The following is a 23,068-nucleotide window of genomic DNA, read 5'->3' as shown; positions in this document are numbered from 1 at the left end:
TTCTTCTCTCTGTTCTAGCTACTATTCAGTTTTCAGGGCCTTTGGCTCTGGAGCCGTGCGGTGGGTGGCTTCGGCCCCTCGCCGTAGAGGCGCGCCTGCGAGAGCGAGGCGTCTGGTTTTTGAAAACTGCATAGTGCGATAATAATGCCATCAAGATATTAAGGGCGTATGGTGGATGTCTTGGCACCGAAAGCCGATGAAGGACGTGGCAAGCTGCGATAAGCCGTGTGGAGCCGCAAGCGGGCTTTGAAGCACGGATTTCCGAATGGGGGAACCCAGCGAGCGTAACGGCTCGTTACCCGCACCTGAACACATAGGGTGTGCGGAGGGAACCCGGGGAAATGACACATCTGAGTACCCGGAGGAAAAGAAAGAAAGTCTCGATTCCCTGAGTAGTGGCGAGCGAAAGGGGAAATAGCCCAAACTCAGCACGTGAAAGCCTGTGGGCGTTGCGTGTTGGGGGTTGTAGGACCGACGTGGTTGTCCCACAGGGCAGCCTAGAGAGTTACAAAACGCACGGGTAGTCGAAGCGGACTGGAAAGTCCCGCCGTAGTGGGTAAAAGCCCCGTAGGCGAAACTCGAGCGACTCTCTGTTCGGCACCTGAGTAGATCCGGACACGTGAAACCCGGATCGAATCCGCGGGGACCACCCCGCAAGGCTAAACACTAACGGTGACCGATAGTGAACCAGTACCGTGAGGGAAAGATGAAAAGTACCCCGCAAGGGGAGTGAAATAGTACCTGAAACCATACGCTTACAAGCGGTCGGAGCAGCTTCGTGCTGTGACGGCGTACTTTTTGCATAACGGGCCAGCGAGTTGCTGGTGTCTGGCGAGGTTTAGCTAAGAGCGAGCCGAAGCGAAAGCGAGTGTTAATAGCGCGTAGAGTCAGATGCCGCAGACCCGAAACCGAGTGAGCTATCCATGGCCAGGTTGAAGCGGGGGTAAGACCTCGTGGAGGACCGAACCGACCTAGGTTGAAAACTGGGCGGATGAGCTGTGGATCGGAGTGAAAGGCTAATCAAACTCGGCGATATCTGGTTCTCCCCGAAATATATTTAGGTATAGCCTGGCGTGTTTCGTCGCGGGTGTAGAGCACTGTTTGGACGCGGGGCCCCACAAGGTTACCAACTTCAGACAAACTCCGAAGACCGTGGACGTAAGAGCGCCGGAGTCAGGGAGTGGGGGATAAACTTCATTTCCGAGAGGGAAACAACCCAGACCGTCAGCTAAGGTCCCTAAATAACGGCTAAGTGGTTTAAAGGATGTGGCGCTGCACAGACAACCAGGATGTTGGCTTAGAAGCAGCCATCATTTAAAGAGTGCGTAATAGCTCACTGGTCAAGTGGTGTTGCGCCGAAAATGTTCGGGCCTTGAGTCGTTTACCGAAGCTACGGACTTCAGCTTATGCTGGAGTGGTAGGGGAGCATCCTGTAACGGTCGAAGCGGCGGCGTAAGCCGGCGTGGACGGATCAGGAGAGAGAATGCTGGCATGAGTAACGAGAGACAGGCGAGAAACCTGTCCGCCGAAAGCCCAAGGGTTCCTGGGTAAAGCTAATCTTCCCAGGGTCAGTCGGGACCTAAGCCGAGGTCGAAAGACGTAGGCGATGGACAGCAGGTAGACATTCCTGCACCACGAACATGGCGTTTGAGCGATGGAGGGACGGAGAAGGGTAGGCCAACCGCAGCGCTGGTTGACTGCGGGCTTTGCCGTAGGCTGGGGAACAGGAAAATCCGGGCCCCGTAAAAGCTGAGGGTCGAGCCGAATCCCGCAAGGGCAAGTGGTTGATCCCATGCTTCCAGGAAAAGCTTCTAAGCGAGTCATGTACGTGCCCGTACCAAAACCGACACAGGTGGGCGAGTGGAGAACACTAAGGCGATCGAGATAACTATGGTTAAGGAACTCGGCAAATTGTCCCCGTAACTTCGGGAGAAGGGGAGCTCTGGACGGTGAAGGCCTTGCGCCGTAAGCTGTTCGGAGCCGCAGAGAATAGGCCCAGGCGACTGTTTACCAAAAACACAGGTCTCTGCTAAGTCGCAAGACGATGTATAGGGGCTGACGCCTGCCCAATGCCAGAACGTTAAGGAAGCCGGTTAGCCTTCGGGCGAAGCTGGCGACTGAAGCGCTGGTCAATGGCGGCCGTAACTATAACGGTCCTAAGGTAGCGAAATTCCTTGTCGGGTAAGTTCCGACCTGCACGAAAGGCGTAACGATCTGGGCGCTGTCTCGACCATAGACTCGGTGAAATTGTAGTCTCGGTGAAGATGCCGAGTACCCGCGGAAAGACGGAAAGACCCCGTGAACCTTTACTATACCCTGGCATTGGATGCTGACACAGCTTGTGCAGGATAGGTGGGAGGCTATGAAACCGGGACGCCAGTCTCGGTGGAGCCGTCCTTGAGATACCACCCTTGCTGTGTTGGTGTTCTAACCCTACGCCGTGATCCGGGTGGGGAACAGTGTCAGGCGGGTAGTTTGACTGGGGCGGTCGCCTCCCAAAAAGTAACGGAGGCGCCCAAAGGTTCCCTCAGCACGGTCGGAAATCGTGCGCAGAGTGTAAACGCACAAGGGAGCTTGACTGCGAGAGAGACATCTCGAGCAGGGACGAAAGTCGGGGTTAGTGATCCGGCGGTAACGAGTGGAAGTGCCGTCGCTCAACGGATAAAAGGTACTCCGGGGATAACAGGCTTATAGCCGCCAAGAGTTCACATCGACGCGGCTGTTTGGCACCTCGATGTCGGCTCGTCGCATCCTGGGGCTGGAGTAGGTCCCAAGGGTTGGGCTGTTCGCCCATTAAAGCGGTACGCGAGCTGGGTTCAGAACGTCGTGAGACAGTTCGGTCCCTATCTTCCGTGGGCGTTGGAGATTTGAGAGGAGTGACTCCTAGTACGAGAGGACCGGAGTGAACGAACCTCTAGTGCACCGGTTGTCCTGCCAAGGGCACCGCCGGGTAGCTATGTTCGGAAGGGATAACCGCTGAAAGCATCTAAGCGGGAAGCTCGCCTCGAGATAAGATCTCCCATCCCCATGAGGGAGTAAGACTCCTGGTAGACCACCAGGTTGATAGGCCACAGGTGTAAGCACAGCGATGTGTTCAGCCGAGTGGTACTAATAGGTCGAGGGCTTGATGTTTTATCGTGCTATGCGGTTTTCAAAGATCAGATGTGCCTCCGGGCGTTCTACAACCGAATACGCTGATCCTTTTGAAAGGGTGACGATGGCGGTGGGGATACACCTCTTCCCATTCCGAACAGAGAAGTTAAGCCCGCCAGCGCCGATGGTACTGCAGGGTCTCCCTGTGGGAGAGTAGGTCGTCGCCCATTCTTTATTAGATCGTGATCTGAAGCCCCCGGTTTGCGCCGGGGGCTTCTTGTCGTTCGGGACGTTGATCTTACGGGTTGCTAGAAGACGGTGCTACCAGAGCCCCCACGAGGGCATGGCGTCGTCGGGGTGGGGGTGCCACACCGCTAGCTTCCGGGCCTCCCGGATGTGGGAAGCCTGCGGGGAGCGCCGCGTGTCGTAGGATAGACGCGTCTGCTTGAGCCTTTCCCGGTGTTCGCGGAGCGCAGTACCGGTCCTGGCGTGCCTCAGTTTCTCGGAGCCTGCGTTGTAGAAGGGGTCCGAGTAGGGGACGGGCGCGCGGTCGTGGGGCTCATAGAGGACGACCGTTCTTCTACGCGGGAAGAGTACCCCGGGCAGCAACGCGAGGAACACGAGAGCCGCGCAAGCAACGAACCCATACCAGAACCGTGGGTCACCCACGAGCCACGTTATCGTCTGCGTATCCGTCGGATCCTCCTCCCGGTCTGCGCGAAGACTACCAGGCTCTCCTCGTACGTGCCAGGTGCTACTACGTAGGACCTTTATGCTTTTACGCGCGTCGCCGCATCGCCGTGGTGTTTGTGGCTGGCACAAACCCTCGCCAACGTGCCGGCTGAGTGGTCTCCGAGCGCGATGAGTGGGTGCGACGGTATCGGAGTCGTGGCGAAGTCGAAGGCACGGGCGTCCGGCTTCGCGCGGTACGGGAGGACCGGCCTCGTTAGGCTGGGATTGCTTCCGAGGAGCAGGGGCCGGCGCGTCCTGAGGACGGCTAGAAGGCACGTGTGGCGTGAGGCCGATTGCGGTAAGTTGAGCGTGGGCGGTTAGTATTCGCGCCCGTAGGTCTGAGACTAGGTTAGGAGAGTTTGGTGGCTCATCCCGAGATTGATCAGGAGTTCGTACAGAAGCAGAAGGGGCGGCTCGAGGAGATGCGCGCGGAGCTGCGCAGGATCGTCGAGGGGATGGAGGGAGACAACCAGAACCGCGCCGAGGACGAGGGCGACTTCACGGAGCACGACTCGGGGGACATGAGCCAGTCGATGTTCACGCGGGAGATGGACGCGACCGTCGGTGAGGCGATGGAGGGGCGCCTGGGCCACGTGGAGCGGGCGTTGCAGAAGATAGAGGAGGGCACCTATGGCCTCTCCGACGTGAGCGGGGAGCCTATCGTCAGGGGGCGTCTGGAGGCGGCGCCGGAGGCGATCTACAAGGTGGACGAGCAGCAGGCCTTCGAGGACGGACGGCGTTACCGGCAGGAGATAAACGAAGACAGCCAGCCGCCGATCTCGTAGCGTGTGCGCGGCCCCACGGGCCGCGCGGGCTCGGCGGTATAATGTAGGCATGGATCGACATTCTTTCGGCGGGGACGACCGGGGACGCGGCGACGAGCCCATCTTCCGCAGCGACCTGCAAGAGCGCCCGAGGCACCGACGTACGAGCCCGTGAGGCCCGAGGGCGGCATGTGGAGGACGGTCAAGCGCCTCCTCGCGCCCCTCGCGGCCATCGGGTTTCTGTTGGCGAAGTTCAAGTTCGTCCTGTTCGCCCTGCTCAAGATCAAGTTCGTCGGGACGGCGCTGACGGCGCTGCTGAGCATCGGGGCGTACGCGCTGCTCTTCCCGTTGTGGTTCGCGGTGGGTCTCGTGGCCCTGATCTGGGTACACGAGATGGGCCACGTCTTGCAGCTAAAGCGCGAGGGGATACCGGCGTCCGCTCCGATGTTCATCCCGTTCCTCGGGGCGCTGGTGGCGATGAAGCAGTTGCCCAAGAACGCGCTGGCCGAGGCGCGGGTGGGGCTCGCGGGGCCGGTGCTCGGAACGCTGGGGGCGCTCGGCGTGCTTGGGCTCTACGCGTGGACCCAGGAGCCCGTGCTGCTGGCGCTGGCGTACGTCGGGTTCTTTTTGAACCTGATCAACCTGCTGCCCGTGCTGCCGCTGGACGGCGGGCGGGCGATAGGCGCGCTCTCGCCGGCGTTCTGGATCCTCGGGGTGGGCCTCATGGCCGCGCTGATGCTTACGTCGGCGATCAGCCCGCTGTTCCTGCTGCTCGTCGCCTTTCTCGGTGGCCCGGAGCTCTGGCACCGCTGGAAGACGCGCAACACGCCCGAGGGGCAGGCTTACCACAAGATCGAGCCGCGCCACAGGTTCGCCGTCGGGGCCGTGTACCTCGTCCTCGCGGTCTCCCTCGCCCTCCTCATGGGGGTCACCGACGTGCCGGCTCCTCCGCCGAGCGCTTGAGGACGGTTCTCTACACCGGAAAGGGCGGGGTCGGGAAGACCAGCGTCGCGGCCGCCACGGCGGTAAAGGCCGCGGCGTCGGGCAAGAAGGTGCTGGTGATGAGCACCGACCCCGCGCACTCGCTGTCGGACGCGTTCGACGAGCCTGTGGGGCCGGAGCCGAGGGAGATGGCCGAGGGGCTGTTCGCGCAGGAGATGGATCAGGGGACCATGATCCAGGAGCACTGGGCGGAGATCCAGGAGTACATGACCACGCTCTTCGAGTGGCAGGGGACGGAGGCGCTGGCGGCCGAGGAGCTGGCGATGCTGCCCGGGATGGACGAGATCTTCGGCCTCCTAATGGTCCGGCGCCACCACGAGGAGGGGCTGTACGACGCCCTCGTCGTGGACGCCGCCCCTACGGGGGAGACGCTGCGGCTCCTGAGCTTGCCGGATCAGATGGGCTGGTACGTCGAGAAGATCTTCCCCGTGCAGAGGAGCGCGGCGAAGCTGGTACGTCCGTTCGCGCGGCGGGCGAGGACGAAGGCGCTGCCACCGCTCCCCGAGGACAGCTTCTTCGGGGCTCTCCAGCGCTTCTACGACGCGGTGGCGAGCGTGGGTGAGGTCCTGACGGACCCCGAGCAGACGTCGGTGCGGCTCGTGACGAACGCGGAGAAGATGGTGGTCGCCGAGTCCCGGAGGGCGTACACGTACCTGAACCTGTACGACTACGCCGTGGACGCGGTCGTGGTGAATCGTCTGCTGCCGGACGAGGTCTCGGACCCGTACTTCGAGAGGTGGCGGGAGTCGCAGGGCCGGCACTTGAGGAGCATCGAGGAGGCGTTCTCGCCGCTCCCCATCTTCAAGGCCCGGCTCTTCGAGCGCGAGATGTACGGCGTCGAGGCGCTCTCGGCGCTGGCGGAGGAGATTTTCGGCGGGGAGGACCCGCTGCGGCGCTACTTCCGTGGGGCGGCCCACGACATCGTCAAGGCCGACGGCGGGTACGAGGTGATCCTGAACCTCCCGCTCCTGGAGAAGGGGAGCGTGGACCTGTCGAAGAAGGGGGCGGAGCTCTCGGTGCGGGTGGGCGGCTACCGGCGGAGCGTCCTGCTGCCGGACTCGATGGTGCGGCTGCGGGCGGCGGGGCGCGCATGGAGGGCGACAAGCTGAAGGTGAGGCTCGCGGATGACGGAGGATAGGAGGAGGCGCCGCGCGCCGATACTCGGCGTCCTGGCTTACGTGCTGGTGCCGGGGAACGGCGCAGGCGCGCGACCGGGCACTTTCGCCGGGCGGGGCTGGAGGTCCTGCGGGGCGTCGGCGCTCTCGCGCGCCCCGAGGGGCGGGGGCAGGATGCCGGGGCGGAGCGCCGGGAGCGGATCGAGATAGAGTAGCGCCGCGCTTGGCCGCCGCCGGGGAGGCGGCGATGACCCGACGGGCGAGCAGGACGGCTGGGGAACTCGCTCGCAAGGGCGGTGCCCGCGGCGGTAGGAGCCGTGACCCACGGCGTGAAGGAGGCGCTGAGGGTGTTCCCGAAGGGGCTCGCCGAGGAGCGCGAGAAGCAGCAGAAGGTTTAGGCGGGCTCCCCCGCGCGAGCGCCGGGCAGGTTTGGCGTGAGGGGGTGTCGGTAGTAAGATACGTTCATACATTTTCGGCAGGATTTCGTTAGCACCGACGGGAGTTACGCATGGAGAACGGGCAGTCGACCGGGACGTTCCGGGTGAAGAGCGGGATGGCCCAGATGCTCAAGGGCGGGGTCATCATGGACGTGGTGAACGCCGAGCAGGCCAAGGTAGCCGAGGAGGCCGGAGCGGTCGCGGTGATGGCGCTCGAGCGGGTCCCGGCAGACATAAGGGCGCAGGGCGGGGTCGCGAGGATGAGCGATCCCGAGATGATCCAGGGCATCCAGGAGGCCGTCTCCATCCCGGTGATGGCGAAGGCCAGGATCGGGCACTTCGTGGAGGCGCAGGTCCTCGAGGCGCTCGAGGTCGACTACATCGACGAGTCCGAGGTGCTGACGCCGGCCGACGAGGCGCACCACATCGACAAGGCGGCGTTCGAAGTGCCGTTCGTGTGCGGGGCGACGAACCTCGGTGAGGCGCTGAGGCGCATCGGCGAGGGGGCGGCCATGATCCGGTCCAAGGGCGAGGCCGGGACCGGCAACGTCGTCGAGGCGGTCAGGCACATGCGCTCGATCGTCGGCGGCATCAAGAAGCTGACGGTGCTGGACTACGAGGAGCTGATGGCGGAGGCGAAGGAGCTTCGGGCGCCGTACGAGCTCGTGCGCTGGGTGGCGGAGAACGGGCGGCTGCCGGTCGTCTTGTTCACGGCGGGCGGGATCGCGACGCCGTCCGACGCGGCGCTGATGATGCAGCTCGGGGCGGACGGGGTGTTCGTGGGGAGCGGCATCTTCAAGAGCGGGGACCCGGCGTCGAGGGCGCGGGCGATCGTGCGCGCGACGACGCACTTCAAGGACCCGAAGGTGATCGCGGAGGTCAGCCGGGCCTCGGGGAGGCGATGGTCGGCCGGGAGATGGGCGACCTCTCGGAGGGGGAGAAACTAGCTTCGCGTGGCTGGTAACGGGAACAACGGCGGGGGCCGGCCCGTAACGGCTCGAAAAGGCGATCGGCCGGTAACGGCTCGGAAGGCCGAGCGCGAGGAGTCCGGCCCGACGCGGGTTGGAGTGCTGGCGTTGCAGGGGGACGTGCGCGAGCACGTCGAGATCCTGAGGAAGCTCGGGGTCGAGCCCGTCGAGGTGCGCAAGAGCGAGGACCTGATGGGGCTCGCCGGGCTGATCGTGCCGGGGGGCGAATCCACCACCATCGGGAAGCAGATGGTGGAGACGGGGCTTCTGGACAGCGTGAGGAGCTACTTCTACAAGGGTGGACCCGTCTGGGGGACGTGCGCCGGGATGGTGCTCGCCGCCTCGGCGACGACGGGCGGCAGGCAGCCCTTCTCGGGCTCATGAACGCGCTCGTCGAGCGCAACGGCTTCGGGCGGCAGGTCCACTCTTTCGAGGCGGACCTCGACGTCGAGGGGTTCGACCGCCCGTTCACCGGCGTCTTCATCCGGGCGCCGTTCTTTGAGGACGTCGGCCCGGGGTAGAAGTCATAGGGAAGGTAGGGGAGAGGATCGTCGCGGCGAAGGGGAGAACATCCTCGTCACGGCCTTCCACCCGGAGCTCACGGACGACGTGCGGTTCCACGAGTACTTTTTACGGGAGGTATGCGGTATATGAGCGGACACTCCAAATGGTCCACCATCAAGAGGAAGAAGGGGGCGGCCGACGCGAAGCGCGGGGCGCTCTTCGGCAAGCTTTCGAAGGCCATCACGGTGGCGGCGCGCGAGGGCGGGGGCGACCCCGAGATGAACCCGGCGCTGGGTCTCGCCGTTCAGAAGGCCAAGGGCGCCAACATGCCCAACGACAACATCCAGCGGGCCATAGACAAGGGGACGGGCGCGGGCGCCGACGGCGAGACCTACGAGCGGATCACCTACGAGGGCTACGCCCCGGGCGGGGTCGCGGTGCTCGTCGACGTCCTGACGGACAACCGCAACAGGACGGCCTCCGACGTCCGCTACGTCTTCTCCAAGAACGGCGGGAAGCTCGGGACGAGCGGCTCGGTCGCGTACCTCTTCGAGCGGAAGGGCGTGATCCTGGTCCCCATCGACTCGGTGGACGAGGATGAGCTTATGGAGGCGGCGCTCGAGGCCGGGGCCGAGGACGTCGAGACCTCCGAGAGCGACTACCGCGTGGTCACCTCGCCCGAGGACTTCACGGCGGTAAGGGACGCGCTGCGCGACGCGGGCATCGAGTTCGAGAACGCCGAGATCACGATGCAGCCCCAGAACAGCATCGACCTCGACGTCTCGACCGCGAAGCAGACGCTCAGGCTTATCGACGCGCTCGAGGACAACGACGACGTCCAGGAGGTCTTCGCCAACTTCGACATAAGCGACGAGGTCATGGCCGAGGTGGCAGGCTAGCCCTCTCCCCGCAACAGATTTTCTTCCTCGGCGGCCGGTCTACCCCGGCCGCTTTTTCTTGCCTGGTTCAGAGAGGGCCCGACCTGATCGCAAGGAATCCCCTCGGAACCGGCTTGCTGACGCTCAAGACCTGGGCGTGATGTACGGTCGTCGCTGTGGTGCGCTTCGATCTGGAGGGCGAGATCGGCTTCGTCGAGCGGTGATCCGAGCGGTTGAACGTGCTCGCCTATGGCGCCCGTACGGTTCGTCGTTTACCGCACTATAGGGAGGGTATACCCCACATGACGTAAGCAGCACCAGTTGGCCGGGTTTGGGCCGACGTCGATAGAGGAGGGATCCCTGATGGAACGCGAGGAGCGCACGGACAGGTTCACGGCGGTGGAGGACCGCTTCGCCGGCTACACCGTCTACGACCGCGACGGCGACAAGGTCGGCAAGGTCGACGACCTGTTCCTGGACGAGTCGGACCGGCCCGAGTACGTGGGCGTGAAGATGGGCTTCTTCGGCCTCTCCTCCACCCTCATCCCGATGGACGCGGTGCGGGTGGACGAGGGCTCGCAGGCCCTGTACGTGCAGGCGGAGAAGGAGCAGGTCAAGAACGGGCCGCGCTTCGACGACGACTCGGAGATCACCCCGACTACGAGCGCCAGGTGCGCGAGTACTACGGCCTCGGGGCCTCCCAGCAGCAGGAGGGGCAGGGCTCCTACGGCGCCTACGAGCGGGACGACTCCACGACCTCCGGCGACGCCGAGGCCGGCAGGGTCGGCCCGGGCATGGTCGAGGGCGACACCGAGTCCGGCGAGTTCCGCGGCCACGCGGCGGACAACGAGGGCGTCAACCAGCGCTCCGGCGACGACCTCGAGGACGAGGACGAGCTAAGGGTGCAGCGCTCCGAGGAGGAGCTTCGCGCCGGGGTCCGCGAGCGCGAGGCCGGGCAGGTCAACGTCAGAAAGCGCGTGCGCACCGAGCGCGAGAGGATCGCGGTCCCGAAGAAGCGCGAGGAGGTCTCGGTCGACAGGGTGCCGGTGGACCGCGACGCCTCCCCCGGCGAGATCGGCGAGGACGAGGTCAGCGTGCCCGTCGTCGAGGAGGAGGTCGTCGTCGACAAGAAGCCGGTCGTGAAGGAAGAGGTCCGTGTGCGCAAGGAGGTCGCCCAGGACGAGGAGATCGTCGAGGAGGACGTGCGCAAGGAAGAGGTCGACGTCGACGACGCCTCCGGCACCTCCCGCCGCCGCAACGACGGGGATGTCTAAGACCGCAGAGTGAGTTCGTTTCGATCTCCGGTCGGGTGAACTGAGCCCGGCCGGGGATCCAGGGAAAGGAGATCGAGAGAATGACCGAACAGGGAACCCGTGGTGGACAGCAGGGCCAGAGCGCGCTCAGTAGCGACAGGGGCGGCACCACGATAGACGACGCCGTGGTCAAGAAGATCGCCGGCATCGCGGCGCAGGAGATAGAGAAGGTCCAGGTGGGCGGCGGTACCTCCGCGGCGGTGGGGGGCTTCCTGGGGAGCGTGACGGGCGCCGTTACCGGCAGCTCCAGCGGCCCTGCTCCCACTACAGGCGTGAACGTGGAGGTAGGCAACGAGGAGGCGGCCGTGGACCTCACGGTGGCGCTGGAGTACGGCGTCGCGATCCCGCGCACGACCGAGGCGGTACGCCGCAACGTCATAAACCGCGTCGAGAACCTGACCGGGCTGAGGGTCACCGAGGTCAACATCACGGTCAACGACGTGCAGTTCCCGGAGCAGCGGCCGATGCTGGGCCAGCAGGAGCAGGTCAAGGAACAGGCGCGCCAGCAGTAGAGAGCTCGACGAGGGTCTCGGAGGCCCGAAGACTCCGGGTCTGGGCGTGCCGCGGTCAACGAGGCGCGTCCCCGTCGACCGATAGCACGCGTGATGAGCGGCCGGGTTTCCCCGGCCGCTCTCGTGTCGTAGGAGGGCCACGATCGTAGCCCGCTTAACGGGATAGGACCGGCCTCTGCTCGGGCGGTCCTGCTCGTGGAGGACGACGGGGCCCGGTTGCGGGGTGCCCAGGGCTAGGAGCGTTCGCTTGTCGGAGTCTTACGAGGGGGGCGTCTGCGGGCGCGGCCGGGGAGGCCCACCGGCGAGGCCTCGCTCGGTCTGCGTCATCTCGGTCAGGGTGGCGCTCGCGGGGGTATCTGTACGTCCCGGCCGGGTACCGGGAGGAGCCGGCCACGGCCCCTGGTGGTGCTGCTGCACGGGCGGGCGAGGACGCGCGCGACGGTCTGGCGCAGCTGAGGGAGCATGCGGACGCCGCGGGGCTGATCCTGCTCGCTCCCACGTCGCGCGGGCCGACCTGGGGACGTCGTCGTGGGGCGCGGGCGGTATGGGCCGGACGCCGCGGCCCTCGACGTGGCTCTGGAGAAAGTCTTCTCATCCCACGCCGTGGACCCCGCCCGGGTCGCCGTCGGGGGGTACTCCGACGGGGCCTCTTACGCGCTCTCCCTCGGGCTGTCGAACGGGGACCTGTTCACGCGCGTGCTCGCGTTCTCGCCCGGGTTCGTGGCGCCGGCTAGCCGGGTCGGCTCGCCGCGCTTCTTCGTCTCCCACGGGACGCGCGACGGGTGGCTGCCCATCGACATGTGCAGCCGCAGGATCGTCCCGGACCTTGAGCGCGCGGGGTACGAGGTGCGCTATCGGGAGTTCGAGGGCGGGCACGTGGTCCCGCCGGGTATCGGGCGCGAGGCCGTGGAGTGGCTCTGCTCGCCGCTCGGCTGACCGGCGGCGGGCGCCGCCGAGATCACCGCTCGCGAACTCGGGCGAAGAGGTCGGTGATCTCGCGGTCGTCCACGTAGGAGAGCAGGAAATCCTCCGCCATCAGGCGGGCTACTTCGGGGTTCTGGCGCTCCTCTTCGTCGGTGCCGGCGTACGCGGGGTTGCCCGCCGCCAGCCACCTCAGATTCTCCAGCAGCATCTCCCTGCTCAGGCCGGGCTCGTTCAAGTTGCGTCCTCGTGTTCGTCGCCGTGCTCCGCGCGAGCCAGCGAGGCGGAGATGGGTTTTGAGCGGGGAAACCTCTACTTGGTTTCTTCGGCGAGGACGTCCTCGGCCCAGGAGAGGGCAGCGTTCGTCGCGGGGAAGCCGATGGTGGTGAGCGAGAGAACGATGGCGTGCAGGATCTCCTCTTCCGACGCCCCCACCCCGAGGAGCTTGCGGACGTGGGAGCGGACCCCGCCCTCCGATTCCGCGCCGACGGCGACCCCTAGCTTGACGAGCCTTCGCTCCTTCTCGCCGAGCGGCCCGGCCTCGTGCTCGGCGGCGCCCAGGGCGTCGAAGGCCTCTTTCACGCCGGGGTAGCGCTTCTCGAATTGCTTGTAGATCCCGGGCAAGTAGTCCGTCATGTTCTCTCCCGTCCCTCGAGTGTCAAGGGGATGCTAGCACGGCGCACCGGATGCCTGCGGCTTACGGGCTGGACCTCACCCTGTCGCCGGCGTTGGTGGCGCAGGAATCCCTGCCCGAGCCGCCGGCGGCGAGGTCGTTCGGCCGGATCCCGTTGAGGGTATCCAGCGAGTCCGTGCCGGTATGGCCGAAGAGCCGGTCCGGACCGGGGCCGCCGTAGATCCGGGGTAGTGGCGCGGTGGCGGTGGCGTACCATATGTGGTGAGCGGTGCAGGCCCCTTGGGGACGGGTTAACCTGTTTCCCGGCATGGTGGTGAAGATGGCAGAGAGGCGCGGCGGCACGACGATCCTGGGGATAGACCCCGGGACGGCGACCATGGGCTGGGGCGTGATCCGCACCGGCGGGCCGCTGGGCACCCGCCTGAGCTACGTGCAGCACGGCGCAATCACCACGCCCTCGACGTGGGAGATGCCGAGGCGCCTGGGTCGGCTCTTCGATGGGGTCACGGAGCTCGTCAAGGGGTACAGGCCGCAGGCCGTGGCCGTCGAGGAGCTCTTCTTCAACACCAACGTCACCACGGGGATCAGCGTCGGCCAGGCTCGGGGGGTCGCGATCCTCGCGGCGTACCGGGCCGGGATCGAGGTCGCCGAGTACACGCCGCTGCAGGTGAAGCAGGCCATAACGTCCTACGGGAGGGCCGACAAGCGCCAGGTGCAGGAGATGGTCAAGGCGCTGTTGAAGCTGCCGGAGATCCCCCGCCCCGACGACGCGGCCGACGGGCTGGCCATCGCGATCTGCCACGCGTTCTCCCTGAGGATGGAGGGCGGGAGGGCCGGCAAGAAGTTGGGGGTGGGGAAATAGCCGGGCGTGGGGGATAATCAGGCGATGATACACAGGCTTCGCGGACAGTTGGCAGAGAAGGACATGGAGGGCGTCGTCGTCGACGTCGGCGGGGTGGGCTACCGGGCCTCCACCTCGGCGTCGACGCTCAGGGCGCTCCCGGCGGTGGGCGAGGATTGCGTGCTGCACACGCGCATGGTGGTCAGGGAGGACGCGATGCTCCTCTTCGGCTTCGCCGGGCGCGAGGAGCGCGCCGCCTTCGATACGCTCACTGCGGTCAGCAAGATCGGGCCGAAGCTCGCGCTCGCGATCCTCTCATCGCTCTCGCCGCAGGAGATCGTCGAGGCGGTAGGGCGGGGCGACGTGGTGAAGCTCGCCTCGGTGCCGGGGCTCGGCAAGAAGACGGCCGAGCGGCTGGTGCTGGAGCTCAAGGGCAAGAACCTCGGGTCGTTCGACCCCGGCATCGGGGGCGGCGCGGGCGGGCCGTTTATCGAGGCGCGCGAGGCCCTCGCGGCGCTCGGGTACTCCATCGAGGAGGCCGAGAGGGCGTTGCAGGCGGTGCCGCCGCAGGATTCGGTGCAGAGATACGTCAAGGAGGCGTTGCGACGGATAGGCAGCAGGCGTTGAGCTCCGAGGGGTTCGACGGGGAGCGGCGCCCGGTCCGCGGGGCGGGCGAGGGGCCGGACGGCGGGATGGAAGAGATGGACGACTTCACGGTGGGCCGCGGCCCCTGGGAAGACGGCGAGCGCGACGAAGAGGTCCCCGAGGACATAACGGGGGCCGCAGGCTTCGAGAGCGCCGTCGACCCCTCCGAGGACGAGGAGGGCGACGAGCCGACGCTCAGGCCCCGCACGCTCGAGGAGTTTATCGGGCAGGAGGCCCTCAAGGAGAACCTCTGGGTCTTTGTGGAGGCGGCGAAGCGGCGGGGGGAGCCCCTCGACCACATGCTGCTCGCGGGGCCCCCGGGGCTCGGCAAGACCTCGCTCTGCCGCATCCTCGCGGCCGAGATGGGGGTGGACATCTCCATCACCAGCGGGCCGAGCCTCGAGCGGGCGGGGGACATGGCGGCGATCCTCACGCAGCTCGAAGAGGGCGACTTCCTGTTTATAGACGAGATCCACCGCCTCAACCGCCAGATCGAGGAGGTCCTCTACCCCGCGATGGAGGACTTCGCGATGGACATCGTCCTCGGCCAGGGCCCGTCGGCGCGCACGATCCGGATGGACGTCCCGCGCTTCACGCTCGTGGGCGCGACGACGCGCACCGGCCTGATGACGAAGCCCCTCCTCGACAGGTTCGGGTTCAACGCCCGGCTCGACTACTACGCCCCCGAGGACCTCAAGAAGATCGTGGTGCGCAACGCCGGCATCTTGAAGGTCCGCATCACCGAGGCCGGGGCCCAGCAGCTCGCCATGAGGAGCAGGGGGACGCCGCGCATCGCCAACCGTCTCCTCAAGCGCGTCCGCGACTACGCGGAGGTCATGGGCGACGGGACGATAGACGACGAGACGGCCGCCGCGGCCCTCCTGATGCAGGGCGTGGACGACCTCGGCCTCGACCGCATCGACCGCGACTACCTGGCGCTGGTCATCGAGAAGTTCGGCGGCGGGCCGGTGGGGGTCGGCACGATCTCCGTGGCCCTCGGCGAGGCGCGCGACACGGTCGAGGACGTCTACGAGCCGTACCTCCTGCAGAGCGGCCTGATCCAGCGCACGAGCCGCGGGCGCGTGGCGACGCGGCGGGCCTACGACCACCTCGGCATCCCGATGGTGGACTAGACCCGGCTCCCGCGCGAGGGCCATCGCCGCCGGTATCTCCGCGCCCGCGGAGGGCCGGCGGCTCTGCGTTCTAGGTCGAGCGCGTGCGGGACCGCTCCTCGATCTCCTCCACGTCGATGGTGTCTTCCTCGGGCGGTGCCTCTACGCGCACGGGGGCGCCGTAGTCGTAGACCTCTTCGGTCAGCGAGATCGTGGCGTCTTCGATGCCGGCGTCCCTGAGCTCGGGGGTGTCCAGCGGGACCTCCATCTTGAAGCGGCGGACCCGGCCCTCGTCGTCGAGCCACGTCTCGACGGGCAGGGTCGTGAGCCCCAGCTCATCCCTCACTTCCCCGAAGGCCTCGCGGAGCTTCTCGCTGCCCTGTTCGGCGGCGACGTCCACGTCGATGTCCGCGCGGTAGTGCGTCGTCGCGACGCCGCGGACCCAGTCCCTGCCGACCTCCTCGACCCCGTCCGAGACGCCGCGGAGGTACTCCAGCTCGCCCGTTACGTCGTCCGGGGTGCCGGTGCGGGCATCGGAGGCCTGGCCGGCGGACCCTCCTGTCGCGAGGCTGTCGTCCCTCCAGCGGATCCAAGCCTCCTCGAAGGGCAGCTGGGAGCGGACGTACTCGGGCATCTTCTGGTAGACGTCCGGGCCGATCTGGCGGACCTTCATCTGGCCGATGTAGGGCATGTTCATGGTGAACCTGGAGACGTTCCTGTCGAAGTCCACCGCCCCGTCCACCCGGACGCTGAACGCGTCGGGACCGTTCGTACCCGCCGGCGCCAGCCCGGAGAAGTCCATGAACATCGTGAACTTGGCGGTCCTCGCCTTCGCCGTCTTTTTGGCCGCGAGCCGGACCGTCTCCACCGGCCTGGGCGCGGCTTTCTCGGGCTCGGCCTCGCCCTCGGTCCTCGCCTCTTCTCCACCGGACGGCCCGCCGGGGCTCTCCCCGACTGCAGGCTCTTCTCCTGTTGCCGGACCCGGAGACGGGCTCTGGGTCTCCGCCCGCGCCGGAGCCGTACTCGGTCCGGTCTGGGCGTCGTCCGGCTCGGAGCCGCAGGCGGGCAGGGCCAAGACGGACAAGGCGAAGAGGGCCACGAGGACCGCCCGCATTCTGCGCTGCATCATCAATCTCCCATCCCCCGACATGGTATGCGTAGGGTAGTGTTGCCCGCGTTCGTGCACTTTGGTCAAGGGATACCGTTAAAAGAGAACAAAAGATCGAGAAACGGCACGACAGGATGGGGTGGATGCAGAGTCGGACGTAACGGGTACCGCCGTTGTGGCCGTTTCTTGCGGTATTCGTGCGAGGTCGGGGGAGAGAGCAGAGGCGCGGGGGGATGAGAAGGGCCCTTCTGCTCCTGTTGGCGTTTTGCCGGAGGGAGCGGGAGGGCCGCGTCTGGTGTTGCGGGAGGGGTTAGTACTTGGCGTCCAGGCCGAGGACGTCGCCGCGGCCGAGGGTACGCTCGGAGGCCTGGCAGGGCCCGTTCGACCTGGTGCTCATGGTGAGGTTGCCGTGGCTGCCCTCTGAGACGTGGCTGAGGCCGAAGGTGTGGCCGCGCTCGTGCGTCAGGACGGATTCGAGGTCGTAGCTGTTCTTGCACGAGCGGGCGGTCGGGGCCGTGGTCCACCTGGGGCCCGTGTTGATCCTGATGTCCGAGGCGGTGACCCGGTCGGGGCCGCCGCCCCCCACGAGGTAGTTGGTGCAGGTGACGGCGAGGGCCCCGGAGGAGAGGGTACCGAAGGAGACGATGCTCTTGCCGTCGTTGGCCGCGCAGGTCCCGGAGGCGGAGACGCCGGCGACCGCAGTGGTCGCGCCGGCGTAGGCCATGCCCACGGAGACCCTGTCGCCGAGCCGGCAGGCGTTCCTCGTGTTCGCGACGTTCGTCGTCGCCCTGCGGACCGCGGCCTCGGCGGCGGTGCGCGTGATCTCCGACGGGGTCGTGGCGCGGTTGAAGTAGTAGCTCAGGCCCGGCTCCACGCGGTAGGAGAGGGGGGTGAAGGCGCGGTCGGAGCACTCGCTCGGCCCGGTCGCCCTCGTGGCCCTCGCGGGCTCGTTCGCCGCCGAGTCGTCCCCGACCTTCGCCAGCTCGATCGCACCGTCCGGACGGTGCTCGATCACGAGCTCCTGAGCGCCGGAGACGCCGAGCGTCTCGACGTGCACGCTCTCGCCGCGCGGGGGGAGCGTGCTGCTCGCCCCGTTGTCCGAGATCACCCGGTCCCCGACGGGGCAATCCCCCGCGTCGACGACGGGCGGGAGGCCGCGGGCCTCGATCTTCCCCTCGCTCGGGGCGCACGCCCTCAGGATGGACCTGTCCGACTGCGCGGACGACGAACCGCTGTAAGCCAGGGTCGATGCCAGACCGAGCGTCAGGGCCACGGCCAGTGCGACAAACCTTCCCACGAATCCCCCCTTGGGATACTAACTTGCTACGTCCTACTCCTTTATCGGACGCGGGGAAGCATTGCTTTAGTCTCTGCGACCCGTTCGGGTGGCAGCGCGGCTCCGCGAGGTACGGGTCGAGGGACCGGGCAGGGGCCAACGGTAGGCCTACAAGCCGCGTTCGACCATATCGATCAGCCGCTGGCCGACCTCCCGCGCTTCGGGATGTTCGAGGCCGCGCAGCGGTCCGTCGATCAGGAGCATCGCCAGCCCGTGTACCGCGGACCAGGCCAGAAACTCCGCGCCCGGGCGTCGTTCACGCGGCAGAACATCCGCCTCGACGAGCTCGTCCAGCGCCGCGCCCAGAAGCTGAAAGGGCGTCAGCCCTCCCTCCCCGGCTCTGTCCCGGCTCGCGGCGCTGCGCAGGTTATCCGAGGCCGAGAACGCCGTCCGGAACAACCCAGGCTCTGCCCGCGCGAACCGCAGGTAGCCCGTACCCACCCCGCGCAGCCGAGCCCGCGCGAGTTCGGCGGGGTTCCCGTCACCCGCTAGTCCGGCGAGCTCTCCCTCTATCGCGACGGCCAGCGCCGCCTGGGCGGCCGAACAGACCGCGTCCAGGAGCGCCCGCCGGTCCTCGAAATGCCGGTACGCGGCGCTCGGCGCGACACCCACCCGCCGGGTCGCCTCCCGCAGCACCACCGCCTGTGGCCCGCCCTCGCGCGCCATCTCCGTACCCGCTTCCACCAGCGCCCGGCGCAAGTCGCCATGGCGGTACTTCTCGCGTCTCCGAGGTCCCGCTTCCGCGCTCGTCATCTCCTCCTCAGAACAAGCGGCCTATCTGCCCGCAAAATCATGAAAGCCGGTAGTGAACACCGTGCACGAATCGTATTCTATCTTTACGGATTGTGAACACCGTACACAAAGGAGAGGCGTCTTGGATGTCCGAACCGCGAACCCTCATGACCGATCTTGCCATCGGCCGTGCGCGTGGGCGTCCCCGGCCCCGAGCCGCCGGGAGTCCATCTGCTCCCAGACGGCGAGGGCCATTGGACTACGAGGGACGGGCGTGCCGTGCCGGCGCTCGAGGGCTGCATCGACGTGGACGTCTCCGTCACGCCGTTCACCAGCACCCTCCCGATCCGCAGGCCAGGCCTCGCTCCAAGCGAGTCCGCCGAGATCTCCGTCGCCTACATCGAGGGCACGCAGTTGCAGGTCTGGCCGGAGCCGCAGCGCTACACGTGTATGAAGCAAGGGGACCGGGGCGGACTCTACAGGTTTGTGAGTATCGATGGTGGTTTCACGGCGGACCTACCCGTCGTTGACGACGGCCTCGTGCTGGATCATCCGGGGTTGTTCAGGAGAGCCGTGGCGTAACCGGGTAAACGCCGCTGTGTGAAGTTCCGATGCCGGGTCGGTTCACCGGGCGATCTCTGGGGCTTCGGGAACGCGACTTCCGCGAGGCGAAGGAGGCGCTGCATCAGAGCATGGCCGGTATGTTCGCTCACCTCGTCGGCGTGGGTACGCGGGGAAGGAGCGGGCGACGAATGCGGACCCTGGGTGCGGTGGAGCCTAGCTTGCGCGGGACCAGTCGTCGCGGCGGGAGCCCCGTCGCACGGTGCCGTGGGGCTTCTTGCGGATCCACTCGACGAACCGGAGGATGTCGGGGTGGGCGAGGAGGGACTCGACGGTGTTGTACTCGCGTTCGAGGGTCTTGTTGTCGATCGTGGCGTGGATGTGACGGTGGCACGGCCGGCAGAGGTCGACGGTGCGGTGGATCTCCTGCCGGTCGAACATCTTCTTGTTGCGCTTGTTCTTGTGGCGCGTCCTGGGGATGAGGTGGTGGCGGGTGAGGTCTTCGGCCGCCCGCCCGCAGAGCTCACAGGTCCGCTCCCCCGCGCCGTCCCTGTTCTTGGTCACGAATAGAAGTCTAGCATCGTCCATCCGAAGCCCCTGTGAAAGGCATTTCGACCCCGGCGCGGGAGCGACCCCTCACTCGTGAGAGCCCGGCCCGCCTCCGCCACGGGCATGCCCCCACTGCTCCGAAGTCGCTCGGTGCGGCTCCGGCCGCCGCCTCGACGACTCTTGAGGAGAATCTAGCTCATACGGCGTATTGCCTTGCATTGCATGCGTCGTGTACTTTGATACATGAGATGTTTGTTAGGTAAGGAGCGTGAGGTGGGGGCGAGAGGGTGCTCGCCTCCGGCGACGGTCACGAGCTTCTGGTGCACCGACCGGGGTGTGGAGGGCCTTCCCCAGACGGGGCGCGGGGGCTCGAGATAGGGGACGGGAGGATGGACAAAAAGTGCGGCTGTACCCGCTTCTTCGTGGACTGCGACGAGGCGGCCGACATCTTCGAGCGGGCCCTGCAAGCCTACCTCGCCGATCGGGAGGAGTGGGGCCGCATCCTGGCGATCTGCTACCTCTGGCATAAGCGCAGGGCCGGCGAGGTCGTGACCTCCGAGATTGCATAGCCGAAAGGGCCGAACGGCGCGAGAGCTCGTCGCACCTCCTTTAACGGGATGGTGGATGGAGCATCGTCCGATATGGGACGGGTTTTGCGGGTGCGCGCAGAGGAGCCCGCAACATCCGAGAGAGCGCCTCGCTCTTGTCCCCTCGACGGTAGCGCGCGATGGTGGCGGCAAGGGTTGTCGTCGGAGAGGTCGGGCGGTACCGTGGGAGCGGTGAGGGATCTCGTGCAACACGGTAGACGGCGATGGACGGTCGGGTCGGTCCCGCTAGCGCGGGCGCGGGTCGCCTTGCGCATGCTCCTGCGCCTGACCGACAGGGGAGGATGGGTCGCGACCGGCGTTCTGGGCTGCGCCTATCCGCGTACGGAGAGAGCACTGGCCGCGCTCTCGGGCAGCGGCGTGCGGCTGCTGGTCAACCTCCACGAGCGGCCCCACGACCCGGCCCGCCTCCGAAGGCACGGCCTCAGGGAGGCGCACCTGCCCGTGGCGGATTTCGCCGCGCCTTTCCCGGAGCAGATGGAGCGTGCCATAGCGGCGATCCTCGGGGCCCTGGCGGCGGGCGAGGCGGCTGCGGTCCACTGCGGGGGCGGGCTGGGGCGCACGGGCACGGTGCTGGCGTGCTACCTCCTGGCCAGCAGCGAGGGCCTCGGGGCGGAGGAGGCGGTCCGGCGGGTGCGCGTATCGAGGCCCGGCTCCGTGGAGACCCCGGCCCAGCTCGCGGCGGTCCGGACGTGGGCCGAGCGCCGAACTCGCTGAGGGGTTCTCCGACGCTCATCTCCTAGATGTCCGGGACGCCGTCCTTCTCCATCTGTTTGAGCATCGCGTCGGCCTGCGGGTGCAGCGTCACGGTGTACCTACTCCTCGTCTCCCCGGGCTTCGCCCTTCCCATCGAAGCGGGTTATCCGGGTGCTCGGCCCGCAGCCCGACGCAGGGACGGAAGAGTTCGTCCCTGCGTCGGGCTGCCGAGGAGACCGTTCGTCAGGTGCGCAGCCGGTGCGCGTCGAAGAAGCGGGCCATCTCGGCCGAGGCGTCGGGTCCCTTAAGGTCGGTGTAGGAGCCGCGTCGTCCCCCTCCGGACCACGCGTGCCCCAGCCCGCGCACGGTCCAGTGCTCCACGACGGGGCGGCCGTCGGCGTCGAGGTGGGTGGCGCGGGTGTAGGAGTAGCCGTCGGGGACCTGTCCTTGCCTGACCTTTATGGGCGCTGCGCTCTTGCCGTCGAGGCCGCTCGCCTTGTAGTACGTGATCACCGCCTCGGCGTTGCGCGGGTGGACGGTGCCATCGCGGTCGCCGTGGAAGACGATCACGGGCACGCTCCGGCCGGACGCGTCCGTGAGGGGGACGCTGGCGGGCGCGGTGCCTCCGAGGCCCATGCCGCCGTTCATGGCGGAGAAGGCCGAGGGGAGGTCGCGGGCGGCGCCGGGGGCGAGGCCGGAGTGGACGCCGACCGCGGCGTAGAGGTCGGGGTAGGCGGAGCCCATGATCGCGGCCATCGCGCCCCCTGCGGACATCCCGGCGACGTAGACTCGATCGGGGGCGACGTTGTACTCGCCGAGGACCTCGCAGGTTATCCCGGCGATGATGGACGGCTCGCCCCTTCCGCGTCCCTGGTCCGCCTCCTTGAACCAGTTCCAGCACTTCTGCATGTTGTCTCCGCCGCCCTGCTGGGGGTAGGCGACGAGGAAGGTGCGCTCCTCGGCGAGGGCGTTCATGCGCGTCCCGGCGGCGAAGTCGTCGGGGTTCTGGGTGCAGCCGTGGAGCATGACGACCAGCGGCACCTCTTCCCGCCCGGTGTAGCCGCTCGGGACGTACAGCTTGTAGGAGCGGGTGCCGGCGGCGTTGGTGAAGGACCGCTCGAGGAACCGTCCCCCGTCCGGGACCACGTCCGGCCCCGCGGGGCGCCGCCGGTCTTCGAGACGTCGGGCCTCCACGTGGCGGGGCCGACGCGTCCCCAGTCGGAGCCGCGCCGGAAAGAACGCTTGCCCGGGCGGGGGAGGGGGATCCGGCAGCGTGCGCGTGGGGGCGCGTCGATCACCTGCTCGTCGACCGCTCCCCCGGAGGCGGGGAACCACCTGGTCTCCACCGTCGCCGCCGGGGCGAACCCGCCCCCGAGGGCGCGCTGGATGGCGGCGGTGGCGTCCGAGAGCCGGCCCTCCTGCACGAGGCGCGTGGCCTCCGACATCATGTCCTGCATCTGGTTATCCATCTATCTCTCCTTTGTCCTGTCTGGTCTCACGTCGATTGAATTCTGTCCGCCAGAGCCTTCTTCACGGCCGGGCTGGCGCGGAAGGCGCCGAGCACGGCGACCGAACGCACGGCCTCCAGGGCGAGCTCCGGCGCGACGTCGTCGGCGATGCTCGCCAGGCCGAGCACCCGGATCTCCAGCATCTCGCCCGCCTCGCGCAGCGCCTCCAGGTCGCGCCGGGAGTAGTGCTGCAAGCCGAGCACCAGTTCCTTGCGGACCACCGTCTGCCGGACCGCGTCGGCGTGCGTGTTGAGCTGGTTGCGGATCGCGGTCCTAATAAAATCGGTGCGGTTCTGGTAGAAGCCCTCCCGCACCAGGAGGTCGATCTGCCCCAGATCCACCGGGGGCATGTTGATCGTGATCTTCTCCAACTCGCTCGTTACCATCGCGCCTCCTCTCACTCGAACATCTGTGTGCCATCCACATGGATGGTAGCACGAGGGAGCGGTGTTGTGTCAAGACGGCGTGCAAAGCCGTACGGTTGCGCCGGATATGGGGTTTC

25 protein-coding genes, 2 rRNA genes and 2 pseudogenes are annotated in these 23,068 nt (G+C 66.9%); 20 read left to right on the top strand and 9 right to left on the bottom strand.

Features of this window, described 5'->3' with window-relative positions; translation table 11 throughout:
- Positions 1–148: 148 nt before the first annotated feature.
- Together GBA65_RS11625 and rrf are read left to right on the top strand one after the other, a co-directional pair.
- Positions 149–3,132, top strand: a 23S ribosomal RNA gene (locus tag GBA65_RS11625).
- Positions 3,133–3,207: 75 nt separating this feature from the next.
- Positions 3,208–3,323, top strand: a 5S ribosomal RNA gene (rrf, locus tag GBA65_RS11620).
- 91 nt (positions 3,324–3,414) lie between these two features.
- Here the strand turns inward: rrf and GBA65_RS11615 are convergent.
- Entirely contained in the window at positions 3,415–3,762 is a 348-nt protein-coding gene (locus GBA65_RS11615) for a solute carrier organic anion transporter (RefSeq protein WP_166396695.1), read from the bottom strand.
- Positions 3,763–4,187: 425 nt separating this feature from the next.
- Here GBA65_RS11615 and GBA65_RS11610 point away from each other — a divergent pair, with 425 nt between their 5' ends.
- The 12 genes and pseudogenes from GBA65_RS11610 to GBA65_RS23125 all read left to right on the top strand — a co-directional run bounded on the left by GBA65_RS11610 (position 4,188) and on the right by GBA65_RS23125 (position 12,254).
- Positions 4,188–4,610: a TraR/DksA family transcriptional regulator gene (locus GBA65_RS11610; protein ID WP_166396694.1), complete on the top strand. Its 423-nt coding sequence runs from the start codon at positions 4,188–4,190 to the stop codon at positions 4,608–4,610.
- A 150-nt stretch (positions 4,611–4,760) separates the two neighbouring features.
- Complete coding sequence (locus GBA65_RS11605; RefSeq protein WP_166396693.1) at positions 4,761–5,552, top strand: site-2 protease family protein; 792 nt, start codon at positions 4,761–4,763, stop codon at positions 5,550–5,552.
- Entirely contained in the window at positions 5,549–6,700 is a 1,152-nt protein-coding gene (locus GBA65_RS11600; RefSeq protein ID WP_166396692.1) for an ArsA family ATPase, read from the top strand. The genes GBA65_RS11605 and GBA65_RS11600 overlap by 4 nt, the downstream gene beginning before the upstream one ends.
- A 15-nt stretch (positions 6,701–6,715) precedes the next feature.
- Positions 6,716–6,916 carry a hypothetical protein gene (locus GBA65_RS11595; protein WP_166396691.1) on the top strand — a complete coding sequence of 67 codons (201 nt, stop codon included), beginning with the start codon at positions 6,716–6,718 and terminating at the stop codon, positions 6,914–6,916.
- Positions 6,917–7,214: 298 nt separating this feature from the next.
- Positions 7,215–8,107: pseudogene (pdxS, locus tag GBA65_RS11590) on the top strand (pyridoxal 5'-phosphate synthase lyase subunit PdxS).
- Positions 8,108–8,210: 103 nt separating this feature from the next.
- Positions 8,211–8,495, top strand: a complete 285-nt coding sequence (locus GBA65_RS25265; protein WP_266096486.1) for a type 1 glutamine amidotransferase family protein — start codon at positions 8,211–8,213, stop codon at positions 8,493–8,495.
- Positions 8,492–8,632, top strand: a complete 141-nt coding sequence (locus tag GBA65_RS25260; RefSeq protein WP_266096485.1) for a type 1 glutamine amidotransferase family protein — start codon at positions 8,492–8,494, stop codon at positions 8,630–8,632. Before GBA65_RS25265 ends, GBA65_RS25260 begins: the two co-directional genes overlap by 4 nt.
- Positions 8,633–8,761: 129 nt before the next feature.
- The gene (locus GBA65_RS11580) at positions 8,762–9,514 is read left to right on the top strand and encodes a YebC/PmpR family DNA-binding transcriptional regulator (protein WP_166396690.1); all 753 of its coding nucleotides are present in this window, start codon (positions 8,762–8,764) and stop codon (positions 9,512–9,514) included.
- Between the two features lie 342 nt (positions 9,515–9,856).
- Positions 9,857–10,045: pseudogene (locus GBA65_RS26450) on the top strand (PRC-barrel domain-containing protein); the annotation flags it as partial.
- A 119-nt stretch (positions 10,046–10,164) separates the two neighbouring features.
- A complete protein-coding gene (locus GBA65_RS11575) occupies positions 10,165–10,767 on the top strand; it encodes a YsnF/AvaK domain-containing protein (RefSeq protein ID WP_166396689.1) in 603 nt (200 codons plus the stop codon).
- 80 nt (positions 10,768–10,847) lie between these two features.
- On the top strand, positions 10,848–11,318 hold the full coding sequence (locus GBA65_RS11570) for an Asp23/Gls24 family envelope stress response protein (RefSeq protein ID WP_166396688.1): 471 nt from the start codon (positions 10,848–10,850) through the stop codon (positions 11,316–11,318).
- Between the two features lie 528 nt (positions 11,319–11,846).
- Complete coding sequence (locus GBA65_RS23125) at positions 11,847–12,254, top strand: alpha/beta hydrolase (RefSeq protein ID WP_207955710.1); 408 nt, start codon at positions 11,847–11,849, stop codon at positions 12,252–12,254.
- Positions 12,255–12,276: 22 nt separating this feature from the next.
- On the opposite strand, the gene GBA65_RS11560 is transcribed toward GBA65_RS23125, so the two are convergent.
- Positions 12,277–12,477 (bottom strand): hypothetical protein, encoded by a 201-nt coding sequence (locus GBA65_RS11560; protein ID WP_166396687.1) that lies wholly within the window; start codon positions 12,475–12,477, stop codon positions 12,277–12,279.
- 74 nt (positions 12,478–12,551) lie between these two features.
- A complete protein-coding gene (locus GBA65_RS11555; RefSeq protein WP_166396686.1) occupies positions 12,552–12,875 on the bottom strand; it encodes a carboxymuconolactone decarboxylase family protein in 324 nt (107 codons plus the stop codon).
- 317 nt (positions 12,876–13,192) lie between these two features.
- Here GBA65_RS11555 and ruvC point away from each other — a divergent pair, with 317 nt between their 5' ends.
- From ruvC to ruvB, 3 genes are all read left to right on the top strand, one after another.
- On the top strand, positions 13,193–13,735 hold the full coding sequence (gene ruvC / locus GBA65_RS11550) for a crossover junction endodeoxyribonuclease RuvC (RefSeq protein WP_166396685.1): 543 nt from the start codon (positions 13,193–13,195) through the stop codon (positions 13,733–13,735).
- A 24-nt stretch (positions 13,736–13,759) separates the two neighbouring features.
- Positions 13,760–14,341 (top strand): Holliday junction branch migration protein RuvA, encoded by a 582-nt coding sequence (gene ruvA, locus GBA65_RS11545; protein ID WP_166396684.1) that lies wholly within the window; start codon positions 13,760–13,762, stop codon positions 14,339–14,341.
- Between the two features lie 65 nt (positions 14,342–14,406).
- Entirely contained in the window at positions 14,407–15,492 is a 1,086-nt protein-coding gene (ruvB, locus tag GBA65_RS11540) for a Holliday junction branch migration DNA helicase RuvB (RefSeq protein ID WP_166398475.1), read from the top strand.
- A 70-nt stretch (positions 15,493–15,562) separates the two neighbouring features.
- Here the strand turns inward: ruvB and GBA65_RS11535 are convergent, their stop codons facing one another.
- The 3 genes from GBA65_RS11535 to GBA65_RS11525 all read right to left on the bottom strand — a co-directional run bounded on the left by GBA65_RS11535 (position 15,563) and on the right by GBA65_RS11525 (position 18,668).
- Complete coding sequence (locus GBA65_RS11535; protein WP_166396683.1) at positions 15,563–16,600, bottom strand: hypothetical protein; 1,038 nt, start codon at positions 16,598–16,600, stop codon at positions 15,563–15,565.
- A gap of 289 nt (positions 16,601–16,889) precedes the next feature.
- On the bottom strand, positions 16,890–17,876 hold the full coding sequence (locus GBA65_RS11530; RefSeq protein ID WP_166396682.1) for a matrixin family metalloprotease: 987 nt from the start codon (positions 17,874–17,876) through the stop codon (positions 16,890–16,892).
- Between the two features lie 147 nt (positions 17,877–18,023).
- On the bottom strand, positions 18,024–18,668 hold the full coding sequence (locus tag GBA65_RS11525; protein WP_166396681.1) for a TetR/AcrR family transcriptional regulator: 645 nt from the start codon (positions 18,666–18,668) through the stop codon (positions 18,024–18,026).
- Between the two features lie 168 nt (positions 18,669–18,836).
- Here GBA65_RS11525 and GBA65_RS11520 point away from each other — a divergent pair, with 168 nt between their 5' ends.
- Entirely contained in the window at positions 18,837–19,229 is a 393-nt protein-coding gene (locus tag GBA65_RS11520) for a putative glycolipid-binding domain-containing protein (RefSeq protein ID WP_323127094.1), read from the top strand.
- Between the two features lie 195 nt (positions 19,230–19,424).
- On the opposite strand, the gene GBA65_RS11515 is transcribed toward GBA65_RS11520, so the two are convergent.
- Positions 19,425–19,772, bottom strand: a complete 348-nt coding sequence (locus GBA65_RS11515; RefSeq protein WP_207955709.1) for a hypothetical protein — start codon at positions 19,770–19,772, stop codon at positions 19,425–19,427.
- A gap of 374 nt (positions 19,773–20,146) precedes the next feature.
- Here GBA65_RS11515 and GBA65_RS11510 point away from each other — a divergent pair, with 374 nt between their 5' ends.
- Positions 20,147–20,326, top strand: a complete 180-nt coding sequence (locus GBA65_RS11510; RefSeq protein WP_166396678.1) for a hypothetical protein — start codon at positions 20,147–20,149, stop codon at positions 20,324–20,326.
- A 222-nt stretch (positions 20,327–20,548) separates the two neighbouring features.
- Positions 20,549–21,079, top strand: a complete 531-nt coding sequence (locus tag GBA65_RS11505; RefSeq protein ID WP_166396677.1) for a phosphatase domain-containing protein — start codon at positions 20,549–20,551, stop codon at positions 21,077–21,079.
- Positions 21,080–21,301: 222 nt separating this feature from the next.
- Here the strand turns inward: GBA65_RS11505 and GBA65_RS11500 are convergent, their stop codons facing one another.
- Both GBA65_RS11500 and GBA65_RS11495 read right to left on the bottom strand, forming a co-directional pair.
- The gene (locus tag GBA65_RS11500) at positions 21,302–22,252 is read right to left on the bottom strand and encodes an extracellular catalytic domain type 1 short-chain-length polyhydroxyalkanoate depolymerase (RefSeq protein WP_207955708.1); all 951 of its coding nucleotides are present in this window, start codon (positions 22,250–22,252) and stop codon (positions 21,302–21,304) included.
- Positions 22,253–22,553: 301 nt separating this feature from the next.
- Complete coding sequence (locus tag GBA65_RS11495) at positions 22,554–22,952, bottom strand: CopG family transcriptional regulator (protein WP_166396675.1); 399 nt, start codon at positions 22,950–22,952, stop codon at positions 22,554–22,556.
- Positions 22,953–23,068 lie beyond the last annotated feature (116 nt).

The sequence above is a fragment of the Rubrobacter marinus genome (assembly GCF_011492965.1).
In the GTDB taxonomy this organism is placed as follows: domain Bacteria; phylum Actinomycetota; class Rubrobacteria; order Rubrobacterales; family Rubrobacteraceae; genus Rubrobacter_F; species Rubrobacter_F marinus.
The sequence above is the reverse complement of the archived record's forward strand: the minus strand, read 5'-3'. Positions and strand labels throughout refer to the sequence as shown.